Origin of the sequence: Microbacterium sp., assembly GCF_052102115.1 — a bacterium.
Classification (GTDB): domain Bacteria; phylum Actinomycetota; class Actinomycetes; order Actinomycetales; family Microbacteriaceae; genus Microbacterium.
In genome coordinates this window covers 30360-49663 of the sequence record NZ_JBQDVP010000016.1, presented here as the reverse complement: position 1 = coordinate 49663, position 19304 = coordinate 30360, and the positions used below count along the sequence as shown (strand labels likewise).

The 19304-nt window shown below is 65.9% G+C and carries 18 protein-coding genes; 13 read left to right on the top strand and 5 right to left on the bottom strand.

The window, feature by feature from the left end; all coding sequences use genetic code 11:
* Positions 1–9: 9 nt before the first annotated feature.
* Positions 10–840: an SGNH/GDSL hydrolase family protein gene (locus tag ACTICP_RS07265; protein ID WP_441890941.1), complete on the bottom strand. Its 831-nt coding sequence runs from the start codon at positions 838–840 to the stop codon at positions 10–12.
* A gap of 56 nt (positions 841–896) precedes the next feature.
* Between ACTICP_RS07265 and ACTICP_RS07260 the strand changes: the two genes are divergently transcribed.
* The 6 genes from ACTICP_RS07260 to ACTICP_RS07235 all read left to right on the top strand — a co-directional run bounded on the left by ACTICP_RS07260 (position 897) and on the right by ACTICP_RS07235 (position 10742).
* On the top strand, positions 897–2639 hold the full coding sequence (locus ACTICP_RS07260; protein ID WP_441890939.1) for a DEAD/DEAH box helicase: 1743 nt from the start codon (positions 897–899) through the stop codon (positions 2637–2639).
* A 134-nt stretch (positions 2640–2773) separates the two neighbouring features.
* Positions 2774–3874 (top strand): VIT1/CCC1 transporter family protein, encoded by a 1101-nt coding sequence (locus ACTICP_RS07255; RefSeq protein ID WP_441890937.1) that lies wholly within the window; start codon positions 2774–2776, stop codon positions 3872–3874.
* Between the two features lie 351 nt (positions 3875–4225).
* Entirely contained in the window at positions 4226–5266 is a 1041-nt protein-coding gene (locus ACTICP_RS07250) for a hypothetical protein (RefSeq protein WP_441881803.1), read from the top strand.
* A gap of 46 nt (positions 5267–5312) precedes the next feature.
* Complete coding sequence (locus ACTICP_RS07245; protein WP_441890935.1) at positions 5313–5696, top strand: hypothetical protein; 384 nt, start codon at positions 5313–5315, stop codon at positions 5694–5696.
* A 470-nt stretch (positions 5697–6166) separates the two neighbouring features.
* Complete coding sequence (gene mobF / locus ACTICP_RS07240) at positions 6167–9625, top strand: MobF family relaxase (RefSeq protein ID WP_441890974.1); 3459 nt, start codon at positions 6167–6169, stop codon at positions 9623–9625.
* A gap of 121 nt (positions 9626–9746) precedes the next feature.
* Positions 9747–10742 (top strand): endonuclease/exonuclease/phosphatase family protein, encoded by a 996-nt coding sequence (locus ACTICP_RS07235; RefSeq protein ID WP_441881797.1) that lies wholly within the window; start codon positions 9747–9749, stop codon positions 10740–10742.
* A gap of 10 nt (positions 10743–10752) precedes the next feature.
* On the opposite strand, the gene ACTICP_RS07230 is transcribed toward ACTICP_RS07235, so the two are convergent.
* Positions 10753–11148 (bottom strand): hypothetical protein, encoded by a 396-nt coding sequence (locus tag ACTICP_RS07230; protein WP_441890933.1) that lies wholly within the window; start codon positions 11146–11148, stop codon positions 10753–10755.
* A 226-nt stretch (positions 11149–11374) separates the two neighbouring features.
* Between ACTICP_RS07230 and ACTICP_RS07225 the strand changes: the two genes are divergently transcribed.
* The 5 genes from ACTICP_RS07225 (at position 11375) to ACTICP_RS07205 (ending at position 16184) form a co-directional block, all read left to right on the top strand.
* Positions 11375–12478, top strand: coding sequence for a tyrosine-type recombinase/integrase (locus tag ACTICP_RS07225; protein WP_259607666.1), 1104 nt, complete (start codon positions 11375–11377; stop codon positions 12476–12478).
* The gene (locus ACTICP_RS07220; RefSeq protein ID WP_441890930.1) at positions 12478–12807 is read left to right on the top strand and encodes a helix-turn-helix domain-containing protein; all 330 of its coding nucleotides are present in this window, start codon (positions 12478–12480) and stop codon (positions 12805–12807) included. The genes ACTICP_RS07225 and ACTICP_RS07220 overlap by 1 nt, the downstream gene beginning before the upstream one ends.
* The gene (locus ACTICP_RS07215; RefSeq protein ID WP_441890928.1) at positions 12804–14765 is read left to right on the top strand and encodes a hypothetical protein; all 1962 of its coding nucleotides are present in this window, start codon (positions 12804–12806) and stop codon (positions 14763–14765) included. Before ACTICP_RS07220 ends, ACTICP_RS07215 begins: the two co-directional genes overlap by 4 nt.
* Before the next feature lie 118 nt (positions 14766–14883).
* Positions 14884–15690, top strand: a complete 807-nt coding sequence (locus ACTICP_RS07210; RefSeq protein ID WP_394279187.1) for a hypothetical protein — start codon at positions 14884–14886, stop codon at positions 15688–15690.
* A complete protein-coding gene (locus ACTICP_RS07205; protein WP_394279188.1) occupies positions 15687–16184 on the top strand; it encodes a hypothetical protein in 498 nt (165 codons plus the stop codon). The genes ACTICP_RS07210 and ACTICP_RS07205 overlap by 4 nt, the downstream gene beginning before the upstream one ends.
* Positions 16185–16307: 123 nt before the next feature.
* Here ACTICP_RS07205 and ACTICP_RS07200 read toward each other — a convergent pair whose 3' ends face one another.
* The 3 genes from ACTICP_RS07200 to ACTICP_RS07190 form a co-directional block, all read right to left on the bottom strand.
* A complete protein-coding gene (locus ACTICP_RS07200) occupies positions 16308–16721 on the bottom strand; it encodes a Fic/DOC family protein (protein WP_441890926.1) in 414 nt (137 codons plus the stop codon).
* A gap of 21 nt (positions 16722–16742) precedes the next feature.
* A complete protein-coding gene (locus ACTICP_RS07195) occupies positions 16743–16943 on the bottom strand; it encodes a hypothetical protein (protein WP_441890924.1) in 201 nt (66 codons plus the stop codon).
* A gap of 104 nt (positions 16944–17047) precedes the next feature.
* Positions 17048–17275 carry a helix-turn-helix domain-containing protein gene (locus tag ACTICP_RS07190; RefSeq protein ID WP_441881791.1) on the bottom strand — a complete coding sequence of 76 codons (228 nt, stop codon included), beginning with the start codon at positions 17273–17275 and terminating at the stop codon, positions 17048–17050.
* Between the two features lie 47 nt (positions 17276–17322).
* Between ACTICP_RS07190 and ACTICP_RS07185 the strand changes: the two genes are divergently transcribed.
* The gene (locus ACTICP_RS07185; RefSeq protein ID WP_441890922.1) at positions 17323–17928 is read left to right on the top strand and encodes a helix-turn-helix domain-containing protein; all 606 of its coding nucleotides are present in this window, start codon (positions 17323–17325) and stop codon (positions 17926–17928) included.
* A gap of 32 nt (positions 17929–17960) precedes the next feature.
* Complete coding sequence (locus tag ACTICP_RS07180; RefSeq protein WP_441890920.1) at positions 17961–19235, top strand: tyrosine-type recombinase/integrase; 1275 nt, start codon at positions 17961–17963, stop codon at positions 19233–19235.
* Positions 19236–19304 lie beyond the last annotated feature (69 nt).

Sequence of the window (19304 nt, the reverse complement as noted above, 5' to 3'; positions counted from 1 at the left end):
GATCCGCCGTCAGTCGTCGTCGGAGACGAGGATCACCGGTGCGGCGTCGGGACGTTTGGCTGAGACGAGGTCACCCGACGACTGGTGTCGCAGCCGCCGCAGCACCCAGGGCACGAGATGCTCACGGGCCCACCCGAGGTCTTCGGATCGCGCTTCGCGCCAACTGCGTACCGGCAACGGATCCGGCTGCATGGCCTGCAGATCATTCGGCACGTTGAGGGCGCGCAGCACCATACGTGCGACCTCGTGGTGGCCCAGAGCGTTGTAGTGCAGCCGGTCATCATCGAAGAAGCGAGGATCCTGGACGGTCTTCAGAGCCCACTGGTCAGCCACGATGCAGTCGTGACGGTCGGCGATGGCCCGCACGTTCTCGTTGTAGATGGCGACTTTGCCGCGGAACGGGCGGAACACGGGCGTGAACCCCGTATCGATGCCGGTGAACAGGATGATCGCGGCACCCGTGGACGCCAGGCGCGACACGGCGTCTTCGAGCATCGCCGCAATGGCGTCGGGGTCGGTCCCCGGCCGGATCACATCGTTGCCGCCGGCACAGAGTGAGATCAGATCGGGGCGCAGCGCGACGGCGGGCTCGATCTGATCAGCGACGATCTGCGCGATGAGTTTGCCGCGCACCGCGAGGTTCGCGTAGGCGAACTCGTCGACCTGTGAGGCGAGGACCTCTGCCACGCGGTCTGCCCACCCGCGGTGCCCGCCCGGCGCTTCGGGATCCGGGTCGCCGATGCCCTCCGTGAAGGAATCGCCGACGGTCACGAAACGATGCCACGGGTGCGGGCCCTCGTTGGATACGTACGGCGTTCGGGAGGATTCCGGATCGGTCATCGTGCTCTCCTTCGACAGGGATCGAGCTTACATCCGCAGCTATTACCCTGGAGTCGATGCTCTCTCCGTCCTTCCCTCAGCGCGCCCCATGGGGGACGGCGGACAAGCTGCGCGCCTGGCAGCACGAGGCACTCGACCTGTATTTCGCGCGTGATCAGCGGGACTTCCTCGTCGCTGCGACCCCCGGAGCCGGAAAGACCACGTTCGCGCTGACCCTCGCCGTCGAACTGCTGCGCATGGGCGAGGTGAATCGGGTCATCGTCGTCGCCCCGACGGAGCACTTGAAGACGCAGTGGGCGGATGCCGCGGCCCGGGTGAGCGTCCGGCTCGATCCGCGATTCCGCAACAGCCACTGGGCACCGTCCCGGCAGTACCACGGGGTCGTCGTCACGTACGCCCAGGTGGCCGCCAGGCCCTCTCTGCACCGCCACCTCACCGCGGATGCCGACACCCTGGTGATCCTCGACGAGGTGCACCACGGTGGTGACGCGCTCAGCTGGGGCGACGGCATCCGCGACGCGTACGAGCCCGCGAAGCGCAGACTCTCGCTCTCTGGCACCCCGTTCCGCAGCGACACCGCGCCGATCCCGTTCGTCACCTACGCGCCCGACGAATCCGGGGCGCGCATCTCGACCACCGACTACGCCTACGGCTACGGCCGTGCCCTCGCCGACGGCGTCGTGCGACCGGTGCTGTTCCACATGTACTCGGGCAAGATGCGATGGCGCACCAGCGCCGGTGACGAGCTCGAGGCCCACCTCGGGCAGGACAACACCAAGGACGTCACTTCCCAGGCATGGCGCACGGCACTCGACCCGGAGGGCGAGTGGATCCCGGCGGTGCTGTCGGCCGCCGACCGGCGGCTCACCGAGATCCGCCATCATCTGCCGGATGCCGGCGGTCTGGTGCTCGCGACCGATCAGACCGTCGCCAGGGCGTACGCCAAGATCTTGCACAGCATCACCGGGCAGCGACCGACGCTCGTGCTCTCCGACGACGCCACGGCATCCGAGCGGATCGAGCGGTTCAGCGCCGACGGCAGCCGCTGGATGGTCGCAGTGCGCATGGTGTCCGAGGGGGTCGACGTCCCACGGCTCGCCGTCGGCGTGTACGCAACGTCGTCGTCGACGCCGCTGTTCTTCGCTCAGGCAGTAGGCCGATTCGTGCGCGCGCGTCGCCGCGGTGAGGCAGCCAGCATCTTCCTGCCCAACGTCCCGGTGCTGATGGGGCTCGCGAACGAGCTCGAGAAGCAGCGCGACCATGCGTTGGATCGGCAGAGCGCGGATGACGACGGGCTCGACGACTCGCTGCTGGACAGCGCGAATCGCGAAGAGGAAGCATCGGATGCCCTGACGCAGGAGTTCACCTATCAGGCGATCTCCTCGCTCGCCCACTTCGATCGGGTCGTCTTCGAAGGCAGTGAGTTCGGTCAGCTCGCCGAACCCGGCAGCCCGGAGGAGGAGGAGTTCATCGGCATTCCCGGGCTCCTCGAACCCGAGCACGTGCACGAGCTGCTCATGCAGCGTCAGACCCGCCAATCGAAGCTACGCGCTGCGCGCGAGGCCAACGAGGGGCCGGAACCCACCACGACACTGCCGCCGCCGCTGCACCGCACGCTTCGAGAGCAGCGACAGCTGCTGAACAGTCTCGTCGGCCTCTACGCCCGACAGGCCGGTGAGCCGCACGGCGCCGTGCACGCAGAGCTCCGCCGGCTCTGCGGTGGTCCGGCCGTGGCACAGGCCACTGTGGCGCAGCTGCAGCAGCGGATCGATCTGCTCCGCAAGCGCGTTCGTTCGTAGCATCCTGCCCGCGCCGCGGCCCCTTAGGAGCCCCGAAATGCTGGCAATCCGGGCTTTTCGGGACTGCCGCCGCTGGCGCGCCGATAGCGTTGAGGACGCCCGAACGCATCCCGCCGCCCCGATCCGGAGGACATATGAGCGCGCCCTCAGCCGCAGAGCCGACCGAGGCCGACCGTCGCCGGTGGGCGCGGTATCTCGTCGAGGAGCGCGCGGAGGGGCTCGTCTATCAGAAGCTTGCAGATCGCAAGACCGGTGAAGAGCGCGAGATCCTGCAGAGCCTCGCGGACGCGGAACGCCGTCATGAGGAGCACTGGCTGGATCTGCTCGGTGGAGAGCCCGATCGGCTTCCACGCGCAGGCCTGCGGTCTCGGCTGCTCGGGTGGGCGGCCGGGCGATTCGGATCGATCTTCGTGCTCGTGCTCGCGCAGAGTGCAGAGGCGCGATCGCCCTACGACACGGAGTTGTACGCCACTCCGGCGATGCGTGCTGACGAGAAGATCCACTACGAGGTGGTCCGCGGCCTCGCCGCACGCGGCAGGCGCCGGCTCTCGGGCTCCTTCCGGGCGGCTGTCTTCGGCGCCAACGACGGACTCGTCAGCAACCTCGCGCTGGTGCTCGGGATCGGAGCGACGGGGGTGGCCCCGAGCTTCGTGCTGTTCAGCGGGATCGCCGGACTCCTTGCCGGTGCCCTCTCAATGGGGGCGGGGGAGTTCGTGTCTGTCCGTTCGCAGCGCGAGCTGCTCGCCTCGACCGAGGCCAATGAAGATGCCGCGCAGTCGGCGGGCGACCTCGACATAGACGAGAACGAACTCGCCCTCGTCTATCGCGCGCGCGGCATCGACCAGTCCGAAGCCCTCGCACGCTCCCGCCGCATCATCGCCGCCGCGCAGGAGGGCGTGCGGCGATCCGCCACGGGGCCGATCCACGCCCATGGTGCATCGAGCGACCACGACATCGTCGGCAGCGACTGGACCGCGGCGATCTCGAGCTTCCTGCTGTTCGCCTCCGGTGCGATCATCCCCGTCCTGCCGTGGATCTTCGGATTGCAGGGCTTGAGCGCCATCCTCGTCGCCCTGCTGCTGGTGGGCGTCGCGCTTCTTGCGACGGGGGCGACTGTCGGCATCCTCTCGGGAGGGCCGCCGCTGCGCCGGGCTCTCCGCCAGCTTGCGATCGGGTTCGGCGCCGCCGCTGTGACGTACGCGCTCGGGCTCGTGTTCGGCGTCGGCGCGGTCTGATCCGGAAATGAGAAAAGCCCCCATGACGGGGGCTTTTCTTGCTGTGCGCGGAGGGGGACTTGAACTGACCAGTTCCCCCTCGCGTGCAGGATCGTGGATCGGCGTTCTGCCGCATGATTCCGCGGTTGTAGCGAGACCCACCTGTGGATTACTCCACCGCGATACGCATGCCTACGCGGTCGGTAGCACATGAGTTAGCACATGGCAGAGGTCAATGCTGCCCAGCTACTGCGACCTTCAGTTCCTCTATCGGAGTGATCATGCGACGCGAACTCGCCCTTTCGAAATCCATCAGACCGGGGCATGATGAGAGCGAGAATCATTCTCATTACATTGATCGGAGGAAGAACAGTGAAGACGACAACCGGAGGCAGAAGAAAGGTCACGGTAGCGGCGGCGACGCTCGCCGCCGTGCTGGCGGCCGTCATGGTTCCCGCAGGTGCGCATGCCGAGGAAGGAGAGCCTGATCCGCTACAGGCGTTGGAGACGGTTACGGTTCAAGATCACGCTCAGATAGGAGAAGCGTCGGACGTTCTGGAAAACGTCAGTTCGGCGACGCGTCTGACCAGCGATGGCGCTGTCCAGGCCACGGAAGGCGATGTTCAGGTAACCGTTCCCGCCGAGTCGGGGACGCCGCTGCAGATCGGTGGCGCAGACGTGCTGTTGCCCTTCTCTGATGTCAAAGCAAAGGCAGAAGTGCTTGAGCCTGGGGTTGTGGCGTTTAACAATGGCAACGGCACGACCACAGTGCCGGTCGTCAAGAACGATGGCAGCGTGCAGGTGACCACCATCATCGCGTCGGCGGCTGCGCCGCAAGAGTTCTCTTACGGCCTGAGTCTCCCGGACGACGCTGCGATCTCAATCGATGACTCGGGGGTAGTTCTCGTGACCAGCGGAGAGACGCTGGTTCTGGGTGTTGCGCCGCCGTGGGCCGTTGACGCGACGGGCGCTCAGGTTCCGACACACTATGACTTGCGAGGGAACACTTTGGTGCAAGTCGTCGACCACACGTCGGCGAGCTTTGAGTATCCAGTCGTTGCGGACCCCTGGCTTGGCGCCGCGTTGTTCGGTCCGGTTTATCAGAACAGCAGCACGCAGAAGATCACAGGAACCCCGACCGCATGGGGAACGGCCGTTCAGTCCGGTGTTGCGGTTGGTGGTTGGGCGATCGGCCAGACCATCATGAAGACAGCCGGGTGGGACGAATGGGCGAACAAGGCTCCGCTCTCTCGAACAAAAGCCACGTATCACCAGCAGTTCGAATGCCACGTTGTCGGCGCCTACACGCCTGTGACCGGCGGACCAACCTGGGATCTCGAAGGTACGCGAGCCAACCGCCCGAACTGGCTTGTAGATGGCGGGGCTTACCCCTACAAGTGCAACTGGCCGTAAAGTGCAGGAGGTGAGTGCAGCTAAGCGATCCAGACGTCTAGGATGGGTGATCGCAGCCTCGCTCGCGGGCGTTGCGTTGCTGATCTTCATAGTCGTCGCCGTCGTCACGCTGGTGTCACGAGATACCCGTCAGGACATCAATCTGGCCGATCTCACACACAGTGGGACGGAGATAGTGGCGCTTGAGGGTATGCGCGAGGACACGACTCGACTGTGCGCAGACAAGTCTGGCTGCGTTCAGGCCTACAGTGCCGATCACGCCGAGATCCTCAAGTTCTCGACACGCGCGGATGCCCATGGCTTTGCCGAAAGTGCACCTGGCGCATACCAGTCGAATTGGATCGTGGTTAGCTTCACTGACGACTCCCTGACCAGCAGTGAACGACGAGAGGTGCAAAACTACCTCGACTCACTCGCGACGTCGCATTGAAATCAGCGGTGTGAGGGGCGCCCTATCAACGGGTGACCCTCACACCGCTTCTTCTTGCACTTCCACCTGAACCCACATATGCACCCCGTGGACCGGGGTTTACACCCGCTATCCGAGCATGTGACGACGCTCAACCCTACGAGCGTTGCTGCGGCTGGTCTCAGCCGCCCGTCGAAGCCGCGGTTCTGTGCCCGCTATATGAGGTAATACCGATACCACCGGATGCCGCTCACGACGCCTCGTCATAGTCTCCAGGCCGTTCCTTGACGGCTGACTCATCGACGCGTTCGTCATCCTTCGACAGCCACAGCACTCATCCGCAACCACACCGTGACCAGAGCCAACAACCACGATCCCCATTGGCCCTCGCGTCGTTCCACGTCAGCCTTCGACTGTTCTAAAGAATGGACGTATGCTACCGTGATAGGTAGCTCGTGTTTCGATTGTAGGAACAGTTGGTGGTGAGTCTCATGCATGGCGGTGTGATCTTGTTCCGAGGAGCCGGGGCCGATGCGCGCCGTTATGTCGAGGCCGACCGCTCTCGCGCGGATGACTACTACCTCGGCGCTGACACGTCCGTGGCGCAGTTCACCGCGCTTGACGGTGATGGGAACGTGACCGCCGCGCTGGGGCTCGACCCGGAGGCGTACGCGGGCTGGGTGGACTGGATCAATCCGCTCACGGGTGAGTCGATGGGCAGGCCGCGCCTGCCGGGCGAGGGGAGGCAGGGGTCGCCGAGGTTCGCGGAGATGGTCGTGAACGCCCCGAAGTCGTTGTCGATCGCCGCCGCGCTCCACCCCGAAGTCTCGGATGCTCTCGACCGGGCGCAGCAGGACGCCGTGAGTGAGATTCAACGTTGGCTCGCTCAGCACTCCGTGACCCGTGTGGGGCCGCGTGGGAAGCAGGAGGTGGTGCCCGTCTCGCAGTTGCAGACGGTCGCGGTGCCGCATCGCACCAGCCGCGCGGGTGATCCACATCGGCATATCCACTTCCAGATCGGCACCCGCGTATGGGCGGCCGGGAAGTGGCGGGCGCTGGACACCGCGGCGCTGTTCAAGCAGCAGGGCGCGATCCGCGCCCTCGGTACGGCTGTGATCGCCGCGCACCCGGAGCTTGCGGAGGTGCTGGATCGGCACGGCCTGACTCTCGATCCGGTATCGGGCGAGGTGGTCGAGCTTGAGCGGTTCAACGGCGTGATGAGCAAGCGTGGCGAGCAAGTACGCCGACACCTCGAACGGCTCGAAGCGGAATGGGAGGCGGCGCATCCGGGCGAGACTGTGGGGCCGGTCGTCTCCGCGCGTCTCGCGGCGAAAGCGTGGGCGCATGAGCGGCTCGCGAAGAAGCCCACCACGCTCAATGAAGAACAGGCCTGGGTGACCGAGTTGCGCGACGCCGGCTACGACCCGGCCACGTTGCGCCGGCCCGCGCACCGTGCGACGGCGTCGCTGGATGACCTCTCCGTGCAGACTGTTGCGAACCGGGCGCTGGATCGGTGCGCTGCTGGTGGTTCGGCGTGGACGCGGCACACGGTGCAGGAGCACGTCACCCGGATTATGACCGAGTACGGCGTGCAAGCCGTATCGGCCGAGATACGCGAATTCGTGAACATCGCCACCGCGTTGGCGATGGAGGATTGCTTCTCGATTCTCCCGCACGGCGCGGCCGCCCCGGAGCATGTCGCGCATCTCACGTCGCTCAGGGTGGTGCAGGCGGAGACGGAGCTGCGCGACCTCATCGCCGCGCGCATCCCGCAGCAAGGCCCTGGGCACCCGGACGTGCGCCGGGCGGCGCGCAGGCTCGGCCTGGATGCTGGGCAGGAGCGCGCCGCGGCCGCGGTCGCATCGACCGACTCGCTCGTGGTTGTAGAAGGTGCAGCAGGGAGCGGAAAGACGACGATGCTCGCCGTTGCAATCGAAGTCGCCGCACGACACGGGCGGGCGTCGCGGGTGGTTGCGCCGACGTTGCGCGCGGCGCAGGTCGCACACGGTGAACTCGGCGTGCCCGCAACGAGTGTTGCGGCGCTCATGCACGCGCATGGGTGGCGATGGAATAGCGACGGCGTATGGACGCGCCTCGCACCCGGCGACATCGACCCCGGGACCGGGCGCAGCTATCGCGGTCCGGCAGAGGGCGCACGGCTGGCGCGGGGTGAGCGGGTGATCGTGGACGAGGCCGGGATGCTCGACCAAGACACCGCAATCGCCCTCCTGACCGTCACCGCCGAGGCGGGCGCGACGGTCGCGCTCGTCGGGGATCGGGCGCAGCTCGCGGCTGTTGGTCGCGGCGGTGTGCTCGATACGGCCGCGCAGCTCCGGGGGCGCACGTTCGACATGGCCGAGGTGCATCGCTTCACCGACGCCGCCTACGCCGAGGTCACGGTGCGGATGCGCGACGGCGACAAGCCTGGCGCGGTGTTCGACCGGCTTACCGCGCTCGGACTCATCCGCCTGCACGCCAGCGACGAGGACGTGCGCGAGCACATTGCCGGTCAGCGCCGGGAGGGAGAAGCTGTCACGGTTACGTCCAACGACGAGGCCCGGACTGTGAACGCGCGTATCCGTGAGGAACGAGTGTCGCGCGGCGAGGTCGACGACCACCGCACCGCAACCGGAAGCGACGGCCTCCCCATTGGTGCCGGGGACGTGATCCAGACACGCAAGAACAACACCAGCATTGGTGTCGCGAACCGGCAGAACTGGATCGTGCAACGCGTCGAGCAGGACGGCACGCTCAGAGTGCGCGAGGCGGGGAGCGGGCGGAAGCGGCAGCGCACCATGCGCCTGCCCGCCGAGTATGTGGCCGAGCACGCGCACCTGTCGTATGCAGCGACCGCCTACGGAGTCCAGGGCGCGACCGTGGCGGGATCGCACACGATCCTCACCGATACCACCAGCGCCGCGAGCGTGTATGTCGGCATGACTCGCGGCCGGGAACAGAACCTGTTGCACGTCGTCGCCGAAAGCCAAGAACAGGCCAAGGAACAGTTCATCGCTGCGATGGAACGCGACCGCGCCGACCACGGCCTCGCCGACGCCACCGAACGCGCGGCAGAGGCCGTGCGCGGGCTCGTGGAGGACGGGCCGGTGCGTCTCGTGCAGACCGAGCGTGCACGCCTCACCCAGGTCATCGAACGCGCAGAGCAGCACGCGGCCCTGTTCGAGGAAGCCGCCGCCCGATTCGCCGCACAGAAGCAGGCGCATCAGGTCGAAGCCGAGAAGCACGCCGAGCGTGTGACCCACGCGAAGGAGCTTGCGGAACGCACTCGTCAGACGGTCACCACGGGAGTGGAGACTCGGGCGCGGGCGGACGGGCAAGAACTCGTGCACGCTCGCGCGCATCTCCATGCCGCCCGAGCGGAGGCGAGGGCGGTGAGGTTCGGGCGCAAGCGCGCCGCCGCCCGGAACATCGACACCGCGGCGGAATCAGTCGAGAAGATCGAGCAGCGTGTCACTCAGACCTGGGGCACCGCACCGTCTCTCTTGCGACCCTTCACCGAGTGGGCGCAGACGATCGCCGTAGGACAGGCCGACGCTCACTACGAGGTCCGGGCGGTTGAACAGGCCCTCAGCGAAGCGGAAACCGCAAAGCAACAGACGGCCCAGCGGCAGGCCGTCGAGCGGGATCGCCTCACCGTCGACGTGTACGGCGCGGAACAGGCACGACTGATGCGGGGCACATTCCGCATCCCCAACCCCAGAACCGACGCCGAACACGCCAGGAAGCAGGTAGCCGAAGCAAGGGACATCATTGCGGAGCTGGACGCCCGCCCTGTCGCGGAGGCCGCCAAATGGCTCACCCAGCGACGCGAGCAGCAACGAGCCGAGCGCGAAGCTCTGCAAGCCCGTCAGGAAGCCCTCACGCGCCGCAACGTCGGACCGACGAGGACCGGCCCGGATCAGCAGCGAGAAGGGCCGGAGCGCAGCCTGTGACTAGCATGACTCGGACTCCCAGGTCCGCGATCTCGGATCGAAACTCAGTGCCCCCTCGACGTTCAGCGCGAATCCCGAAGCTGATAGTCGGTGCTGAGACCAAACTGGCAGGATGAAGACGATGAGCAGCCAACGCGTGGGCATGTCACGGCGGAGAACGCGGCGACAGGTGGTCTTCTGGACATCTGTCGCGGCGGTGATCTCGGTCTGCGCCGCAGTGCTGCCCTATCTTGAGATCCGCGGTGTTGCCGCGATTCCCGTGGCTCAAGCGCTCGTGCCCCTCGGATCCCTCATCCTCCTCCTGCTCGCGATCGCCTCGTTGATCTTTCGGGTGTGGGCCGCAGCGTTGGTGTTGATCATCGGCGCCGTGATCAGCGGGGTCCCGGCCCTCACCCCGGTTCACGTTGGAGAGACCTGTGAGAGCGACGCACGAGTGACGGTGCTGTCGTTCAACGCCAAGCTTGCCGGTGCTGACCCTGTTGCTCTAGCGGCACTCATCCGCACGACTGAGCCCGATGCCGTCATGTTGCTCGAGGCGGACGAGACACTCATCGACGCCGTGCTCACCGAAGAAGAACTCGCCGACGTCCTGCCCTACCGCACTCGCGAGGTCACCCCCGGACCGGCTAATGGAAGCGTGATCCTTTCCGCATACCCCCTGTCGATGGAAGAGAATATCCCCGGGAGCGAGTTCGACCAGGTCAGCGCCGTTGCCACCCTGCCAGGGGCAGGCGCTGTCCGGCTCGCCGCCGTCCACCCGCCCCCGCCAGTGTGGCAACCCAACGGCTGGCGTTCCGGTATCGACGACATCGCCACGTGGGTACAGCAGACCCGGGACGACCGCCTCATCATCGCGGGCGACTTCAACGCCTCGTTCGCGCACCCTGTGCTTCGACGGTTGGCGTCAGATTTGCGCAGCGCTGCCGAAGCGGCAGGTCCCATCCCTTGGCCCACCTGGCCCGAAGAAAAGCCCATCCCAGCTTTCACCGCGATCGATCACATCTTCGCGAGAGGCGCCACCCCGACCCACTGGGAAAGCTTCCACGTCACTGGCAGCGATCACCGTGCCGTCATCGCCACATGGAATCTCTGCGCCACGGCTAAGCCTGTGACGTGACCTGGTTGAATTACAGAGACCGTCCGGCGTGGGGCGCTAGCGGTTCCGGGCGGCGCGTCCCCGTTTCGAACGGCCGCGGCGCCAGGTGAGAACGGCGGCGGGCCGCGTCGAGTTCGCGATCCAGCACGTCCGGCGTCCGCGAGACACCCCTCGCTTGAAAGCTGCGCACCTGCTCCACCGTTAGTGCCTCCCCAGGTCGCGCACCTGCGTCGAGCTGGTGGAGGTTCGGCCGTATCAGCGCCTCGACGCCTGTGTGGTCTTCCACGATGGCGAGGGTGTGGGCGTGGGCGAACACGTCGCCGGGAATCTGCGACCAGTCGATGACCCATCCGGCGTCGCGGGCAAGCTGATTGAACAGAATGTGCTGGCTGCGCGTGTTCACGTCGCGGAACGGATGGATCGCCAACCGAGAACTTTTCGAGCTGATGCAACATCCCGCGATTCCGCGTGTTTCCGCGCCTTCGGGTCGCCATGATCGCGCCTGCTTGTCAGCGTAGCCCTGGAGTGGGGGAGCGCCGATGCCCCCGGATGGGTGCTCGGCCCCACGATTCCGGGCGGTTTCGCAAGGGCGCGATCCGCGTTGTGAGCCATGTCACCCATCATAACGTTGCATTAGATGCAATAATGATGGGGTGAGTGATGATGCGGAGGTGCTGCTGCTTCGGCAGCCGGGCGTCGTGCCGTTGCATGAGGACGCGGCCGTGTTCAGCGGAATGCTCGATGGGTTTTCCCGCCAGCAGACGAGCCGTGGCCTGGCGACGCAGACTATTCAGATGCGCCGCTGGCAGGTGGAGCGGTTCCAGCGGTTCGCGGACTCATACCCGTGGGAGTGGCTGCCGGGTGACGTCGAGGACTTTACGACGAGCCTGTTCAGCGGCCCACGCCCGTTGGCGCGGTCGACAGTGCGGATCTATCACCTGACGTTGCGCGCGTTCTGCGACTTCATCACCGACCAGCGCTACGGCTGGGTCGCGGAGTGCCGGTCTCGGTTCGGGTCGGTGCCGACACAGGTATGCTTCGAGTGGAACACGGTCGCGCACACCGTCGATTTCGAGGGCACGCCGGGCCGTCGCCCGCTGGACTATGACGAGCTGGAGGCACTGTTCGCCGTCGCGGACGCCCGAGTGGAGACGCTGCGACAGCAGGGCCGCAAGGGCGCGCTGGCCGCGCTGCGGGACGCGCAGTTGCTGAAGACGATCTACGCGTGGGGGCTACGCCGCCGCGAGGCGCTGGGTCTGGATGTGGTCGATCTGCGCACGAACGCGAAGACACCGCAATGGGGCCGGTTCGGGCTGCTACACGTGCGGCACGGGAAGTCCTCGAAAGGCTCGATCCCCAAGCGTCGCTCGGTACTGTCGCTACCGGAGTTCGACTGGGCCATCGACGGGCTGCGCGTCTACGTCGAGCAGGTTCGGGAGAAGTTCAACCCCGGCAACCATCCGGGACTATGGCCGACCGAGCGCGGCACGCGCGTCGGTGACCGCTACCTCGACCGCCGGTTCGCACAGCTGCGCGACGAGGCCGGGCTGCCCGGCGCGTTGACCCTGCACAGCCTGCGCCACTCCTACGTGACGCATCTGATCGAGCTCGGTTACGCGGAGCAGTTCGTGCAGACCCAAGTCGGTCACGCCTACGCCTCGACGACGGCGATCTACACCTCGGTGACCGATGACTACCGCAATCGTGTCCTGGCTGCGGCGATCGACAAGTTCTACTTCCCGGAAGGAAGCACCTGATGACAACGAAGACGATCACCTGGCGGCTGCGAACGCTGATGGCCGAGCGCGGCATGTTCAAGACCACCGACCTCCTCGAACCGTTGAAAGCCGAAGGCGTCGCGCTCTCCCGCGAGCAGGTCTTCCGGCTGGTGACGCAGACCCCGCAACGTCTCAACGTCGAGGTCCTTGCCGCGCTCTGCACGATCCTGGACTGCACGCCCAGCGACCTGCTCGTCCTCGATCAAGCTGCCGTGCGGTCGGTGGAGGCGACGGGCACGAGCGGGAGGATCGAGGACATCGGTGACCTGCGCCCCGTCCCCGCGCGCATCCAGCGACCGAAGCCGTGACGATCCCACGCGGCACCCCGCAGCCGGACGGGGCTTTCGGGCTGCGCGTCGCGGCGGCGCTGGCCAACAAAGGCGTGACCGCGCTGGAACAGGCCATCGTCGACGCGGCAGAGCGGATCATCGCACCGTCGCGACGGAACGGAGTGCTCCGCCTGCTGTCGAGCGAAGAGTTCGATCCCGCTGACGTGCACGCTGAGACCACCGTCATCGTCCAGGTTCTTCTTGCGAATCTCGCACGCGAAGGCGTGACGGGCGTCCGGCTCCCGCTCTGCCCGACGTGTCGCACCCGGAAGGTCGTCAAGAAGCGCAACGAGCAAGGACAGCGCGAGTGCTTCCGCTGCGCGCAGAGCCGATCGCGTGGCGAGTGCCCCCAGTGCTTGCGGATGAAGAAGCTCACCGCCACCAACGCCGATGGGCAGCGCGTCTGCCAGCGCTGCGGAACGGACGGCATGCCGACGTTCGCGTGCGAGAACTGCGGGAAGATCGTTACCACTGTCGGGCGCATCGACGGGAGAAGAGTCTGCCTGAACTGCTATCCCCGGCGACTGCGGCGTTGCGTCTCGTGCGGGCAACAAAAGAAGATCGCCGCGACCATCCTGCACGGCCCGCACTGCTTCGCCTGCCACAACCGCATCTTGCGCAACGCCGCCCCTTGCCCCGGGTGCGGCGAGAAACGCATCCTCGCGTTCCTCAGTGACGACGACCGCCCATGCTGCGCGGGATGCGCGGGGCAGCCCGCCCGCTACGCCTGCCGCCGCTGCGGGAGCGAAGAACACAACTACGGTCGCCTCTGCGGGAAGTGCGTTCTCAGCGACCGCTGCAACGACATCCTCGCCGGCCCGGACGGGGCCTTCCTTCCTCCGATGCGGGCACTGCGCGACTACCTGCTCGTCCAGCCTCGCCCAGCACAGGTCATCAAGTGGTTGCGCATGGGGCCGAGCACCGACGTTCTCCGCGACATCGCCTCTGGGCGGGTGCCGGTCGAGTCGATCCTCGACGCCCCGCGGCCGGGCAAGCCGTTGATCTACCTGCGCACGCTCCTCCTCGACGCCGGTGCCCTACCGCGCGACGCGGCGGCCACGCGGCAGCTGATGGCCTGGGCCACGCAGACCATCGGCGGAGCCGCCACCGATCACCACCAGATGCTGCGCACCTACACCCGATGGGTGCTGCTACGCCGAGCCAGCCGAGATGCCGAAGGCGACATCGCTATCGGCGCAGCTCGGCACGTCAAAGCATCGCTGCGGGGCCTCGTCACCTTCCTCACCTGGGCTGAGGAACAACAGACGCCCCTGCGCGCTCTCACTCAGGCACAGATCGAGGAGTTCATCACCCTCCACACCGCACGACGATGGCTCCCACAGTTCCTCACCTGGGCCGCCGAACGCGACATCACACCCGACCTCGACATCTCCACGCTTCCGCGCCGAGAACCCGCGATCAGCACGTCCGAGGCACACCTTGAAAACGTCATCCGCACCCTCGCCACGGATCGCGGTATCGCGCTCGATGCGCGCCTTGCGGCGCTGCTGATCGCGGTCTACGGACTGCCCGCAACCAAGACGCTCGCGCTGCATCGCCGCCAGCTCCGCGACGAGAACGACGGCCTCGACCTCCGCATCGGAGACCGTCCGCTCACGTTGCCCGCGCCGATCACCCTGCTCGCCCGGGAGCAACTCGACCTCCGACCCGACGCAGACGATGACGCATGGCTGTTCCCTGGCCGTCTCCCTGGGCAGCCTCTCGACCCGCAATACCTTTCACTACGCCTGCGCCCTCTCGGCACCAGCATCTCCGCGCTACAGAACGCCGCCCGGTTCCGGCTCGCCGGAGCCGTCCCCGCCAAAGTCCTCGCAGACATACTCGATTTCAGCGTCGCCACCTTCGAGAACTACGCCCGCCTCTCAGGTAGCACCCGCGGCGACTACCCGGCGCTGCGAGAAAACAGCAGTCGATAGGCCACCACCGCTGAACTGACAGTTCCCTCCCCGCGCGACAGCGGCAGTGAACCTGCGGCGGTTCACATGAACGGTCATCTGTACATATGCTCTGGCGTGGCCAGCCACTGCGCTCTCGATGGGGCTGCTCTTCAAGCTCAGGCCGACGTCAGGCTTCCCCGCCCGCTCCCTCGACGGGCTCACTTACTTAGGATACCCTAATCAGAGAGTTCTTCTGCTGTCGCCCGATGGCAGAATCGACTTCAACTCGTGGAAGGTAGCATTGTCAATGCATCTGACGAAGGCCACCAGCAGGACTGTGCTCTCCTTCTTCGCGATCGCTACAGCATTCACCTTAGCGACCGCTACCCCTGCGACCGCATCCGGGTTCGATACGTCGGCTAACCCGACCGCCGAAACTGATGAGGGCGTCATATTCTCGGTTCTCGGTGACGTCGGAGACGGTGTCGGCTCGATTGTTTCAGACGAAGAGCTCGCTCAGCTCGGGATCGAGGTGACCCCCGGTACAGCCTCAAGCGCGCCGACAGTTCAGGCTGAGCCCGCGCCCACCGCGCGAGCAGCCGCGACCAACAACGTACTCTTCCGGTGGAATGACTTCGGTGGTCGGCAAGTTGTGCTGCGGTCCCAGCCGTACGACAAGATCCTCAACAAGCACAACCTGACATACCGCACACCACGCGTAGTCACCCAGAAAGCTACAACACGAACCCCCGACGGCGGCACATCATGGCGCTACCGACTGGCCGCCAACGAGGTCAAGTGCGACTTCTGGGGGAACAACTGCAAGGTCGTTCGTACGGTCTGGGTGCGCACCATCGTGGATTTCCGTTCATATCAGGGTGACAAGTACGGAGTGGTGACCGCCTACTGCGAGGGCATCGACGGCAAATGCCCCGATTTCGTGAAGAACGCGCTGAACCAATGACCAGGACAGACCGAGACCCCGCTGACGCCGCGCTCTGGCGCGACGCCATCCGGGAAGCTTCCACCTTGGAGAACCTCCGCCCGCACGATGGTCTCATCCGGCAGATCCTGCTCGGCCCGGACACGCTCGAGTTCACCCTCATCGGCGGTGAGGTATTCACCACTCCGGCCTCAGCAGATCGGAACGTGATCGCGTCCGCAGCTTCCAAGGCACTAGGTCGCAAGATCACCGCCAACCAGGCCGCGGAGTGGGAGCCCCCGGAGCAGACAGCGAACTACTGGTGGGCAGAGACTCTATACAACTTCGGGCTCCTCGCCCCCGAAGGAACCGTCATGAATCCCACAGTCGTGTTCACCCGGATCTGGCGTGAAGGAACGATCGCGAAGATCGAGGCCTACGACGCACGTCGGACGGCTGTTGCAGAGTTCGATCTCCGTGCAGATCACCCGCCGGCGGACACAGTCACCGACGTGCTCGAGGCTCTCCGCGTATAGACCTGAGAATACCTCCACCGGAACCGCCTGCGGCCATCTGACGCGCGACCGCCGCATGTCACAACCCTGCATGTTGGCGAGCCGCCAGAGCGCGTCAGTCGCTCGGAAGCCTCGGGATAGTTCTCACCCGGATAATGCACTTACACCGGTAGTCGTCTCACCCCACACCCATGCGAGACCGTCAGAGAACGCATCCGCGTCCAGGCCGCGGAAGTGGTCGCGGGCGGCGAGTTCACCGAAGACGCGCTCGGCCTCGGGCACGATGAACGGCGGGCGGCAATGCGCAATGCCCGTGCCGCCAGGGTGCGTGTCGGTGTCGCGGATGTCGCCGCCCCAGACATACAGGTCGTGCGTCAGATGCCGGTGGATAGCCTGCAAGTGTGGGAGGTCGTATCGGCCGGGGATCGGGTGCTCGGTGAGTTCGACCATGCGCTGATGGATCGCGGCCGTCTCGACGGCTTTCCAGCGGTCGTAGTCGGTGATGCCGAGCTTGTTGATCAGAACCAGGCTGTCCGGGTAGCTGTAGCGGTCGGGCACTCGCGCTCCTGCCCGGACGGCTTACTTCTCGCGGAAGCGGTCAAGCGCCGCAGCGATCGCCTCGCGCACCGCTTCATCCGCGGACAGCTCACCGCGCACCTGACGGCGGGCGATCTCCCGATCTGCGTCAGTGACGACCGCACCGGCCGTGACCTGCCCGGCCTCGACCTCCGCGAGCACGCGCCGGACATGGGCCTCGGATACCGGAGTCTTGAGAGCCATGCGGATGCCTCCTCGTGGTTGGCGTTCTCAGGTCAGTTTACGTCGCACCGCCGACATCTACCGGAAACCGGGGCGCTGGGGTGCCGATTCGGCGCCCAGCGGAATCAGTACGAGCCGCTGCCCTCGGAGGCGGTGTCTGCGAAGAGGTGCAGGAACTTCTCGCGCGGGATGACCACCCGCCGCCCGAGCCTAACGGACGGGATAGTGCCATTGTCGATGCTCGCGGTGATCGTGCGCGGATCGACGCCGAGCGCGGCGGCGGCCTCGGTGCGCGTGATGACGGCGTTGCGGGAATTGCGGAGGTCATCGAGTGTGACAGTCACGGCGCGCATCGCCAGCCTCCTGTTTCCAAAACGGTGTGAACAGTTCCTAAAGATACATGACGGGGCTTGACGTGTCAATAGTGGGCTTGTATGTTCCTACTATGGAAACAGAACGGGTGCGGGGTAATCCCGCTGGCGTCACACATGAACACGTCGCCGCGAATCTGCGGGCTGCGCGGCAGGCGATCGGGATGGACGTGCGTACCGCCGCGCGCCTTATGACCGACGCGGGCCGGAAGCTCTCGGCGTCGGGGATCAGCAAGATCGAGAACGGGGATCGCCGCGTAGACGTGGACGACCTCACCGCCCTCGCCTACGTCTTCCGCACGACCCCGGCAGCGATCCTCACCCCGCCTGCTGACGCGGTGACCCTGACGGGGGTGCCGGAGTCGTATCTGCCAGAGGAGGTGCAGGCGTGGATCGCGGGGACGGTGAAGCTGACCACGGAAGACCTCGTGCGGTATTGGCGGGAGCAGCGGTTGCATGCGATCAACGCGAAGCGCTGGGCCGAGGAAATGATGGGCAGCTACGACCGAGGCCAGGTCGGGGTCACCCCGCGCGAGGTCTACCAGGAACGCTACGACGACCAGGCTGCGCGCGAAGCCCACACGACCGGGCGACTCCTGCAACTGGACCCCAAGGCCTCCCTGTTTACCGAATAGGGCAGCACGACAGTGAGAGAAAGGAAGACAGCATGACCGAGCACGACACCCCGCCCAGCGGGGCGGCAGGCGCACCAGAGGGGGTGAAGAAGCAGCGACGCTCCCGATCCCGTCACCAAGGCTCCCTGGGCAACTACATGACGCGGAAGGGGAAGCGGTGGAAGTTCCAGATCTACGTCCTCAAAGACCCCGAGAAGCCCGAACTCGGCGAAACACGGGTCACGCGGGGAGGGTTCACCGACCTGGAAGAAGCCCAAGCCGCCCTCACCGAGGCGCTGCAGAAAAAGGCACGGAACGAGAAGTTCCAGGGCAAGACGCCCACCGTGGGCGTGTATGCGGAGCACTGGGTGTCGTCGCTGCGGCTGGCGGCATCGACGATCAAGGGGTATCGGAAGATCATCCGTAACCACATCACCCCCGACCTGGGGAAGATCAGGATCGACAAGCTCACCGCCACCCGCATCGGCTCCCATTACCGCGAACTCGAAAAGAGCGGCCGGAAAGACACCTACGGGAAAGGACAGCCGCTGTCCGCGAACAGCATCCACAAGGTGCACGTCGTCCTCGGCGCACTCCTCGACGCAGCCATCGATGACGGGCTGATCGCGGTCAACCCGTCGAAGAAGAAGCGCACGGTCAACGCCCCGAAATCAGCGCAGGTCCGGGCGCAGAAACCCGAGATCGTCACCTGGACGGGAGAACAACTCGCCACGTTCCTCACCTGGGACCACGACGAACGCGGCGACGAACTCTTCCCCCTGTGGCGACTCATCGCCTACACCGGCATGCGCCGAAGCGAAGCCCTCGCCCTGAAATGGTCCGACATCAACACGACCGGGGAACGCATCAGCATCCGCCGCGCCGTGGACACCGACGACTGGACGAAGACGAAGACCCCGAAGACCGGCAACGCCCGCGTCATCGACGTTGACCCCGACACCCTCGCCGTCCTGAAAACCCACAAGGCGGCACGGGCCACGGTCACGTTCGAGTTCGGGAAAGCCAACGCCTACGTCTTTGGCGACGACGAGGGCAAGCTACGCTCACCCGACGCCATGACAAGCCGCTGGGATCGACGCCTGAACTGGCTCGCCCAGAAGCACCCGAGCCTGCCACGAGTCACGATCAAAGGCCTCCGGCACACGCACGCCACACTCCTACTGGAAATGGGCGTGCACCCCAAAGTGGTTCAGGAGCGCCTGGGGCACTCCACCATCACCACCACGATGAACATCTACAGCCACGTCACCCCGACGATGCAGAAAGCCGCAGTCAGCCTCTTCGCGGCCCATCTCGGTGGCGCTTAGCACATATCTCAGCACATGAAGCGAAAATGACCCCCAACCCGGAGAACCAAACCCCAGGCCAGGAGCCAT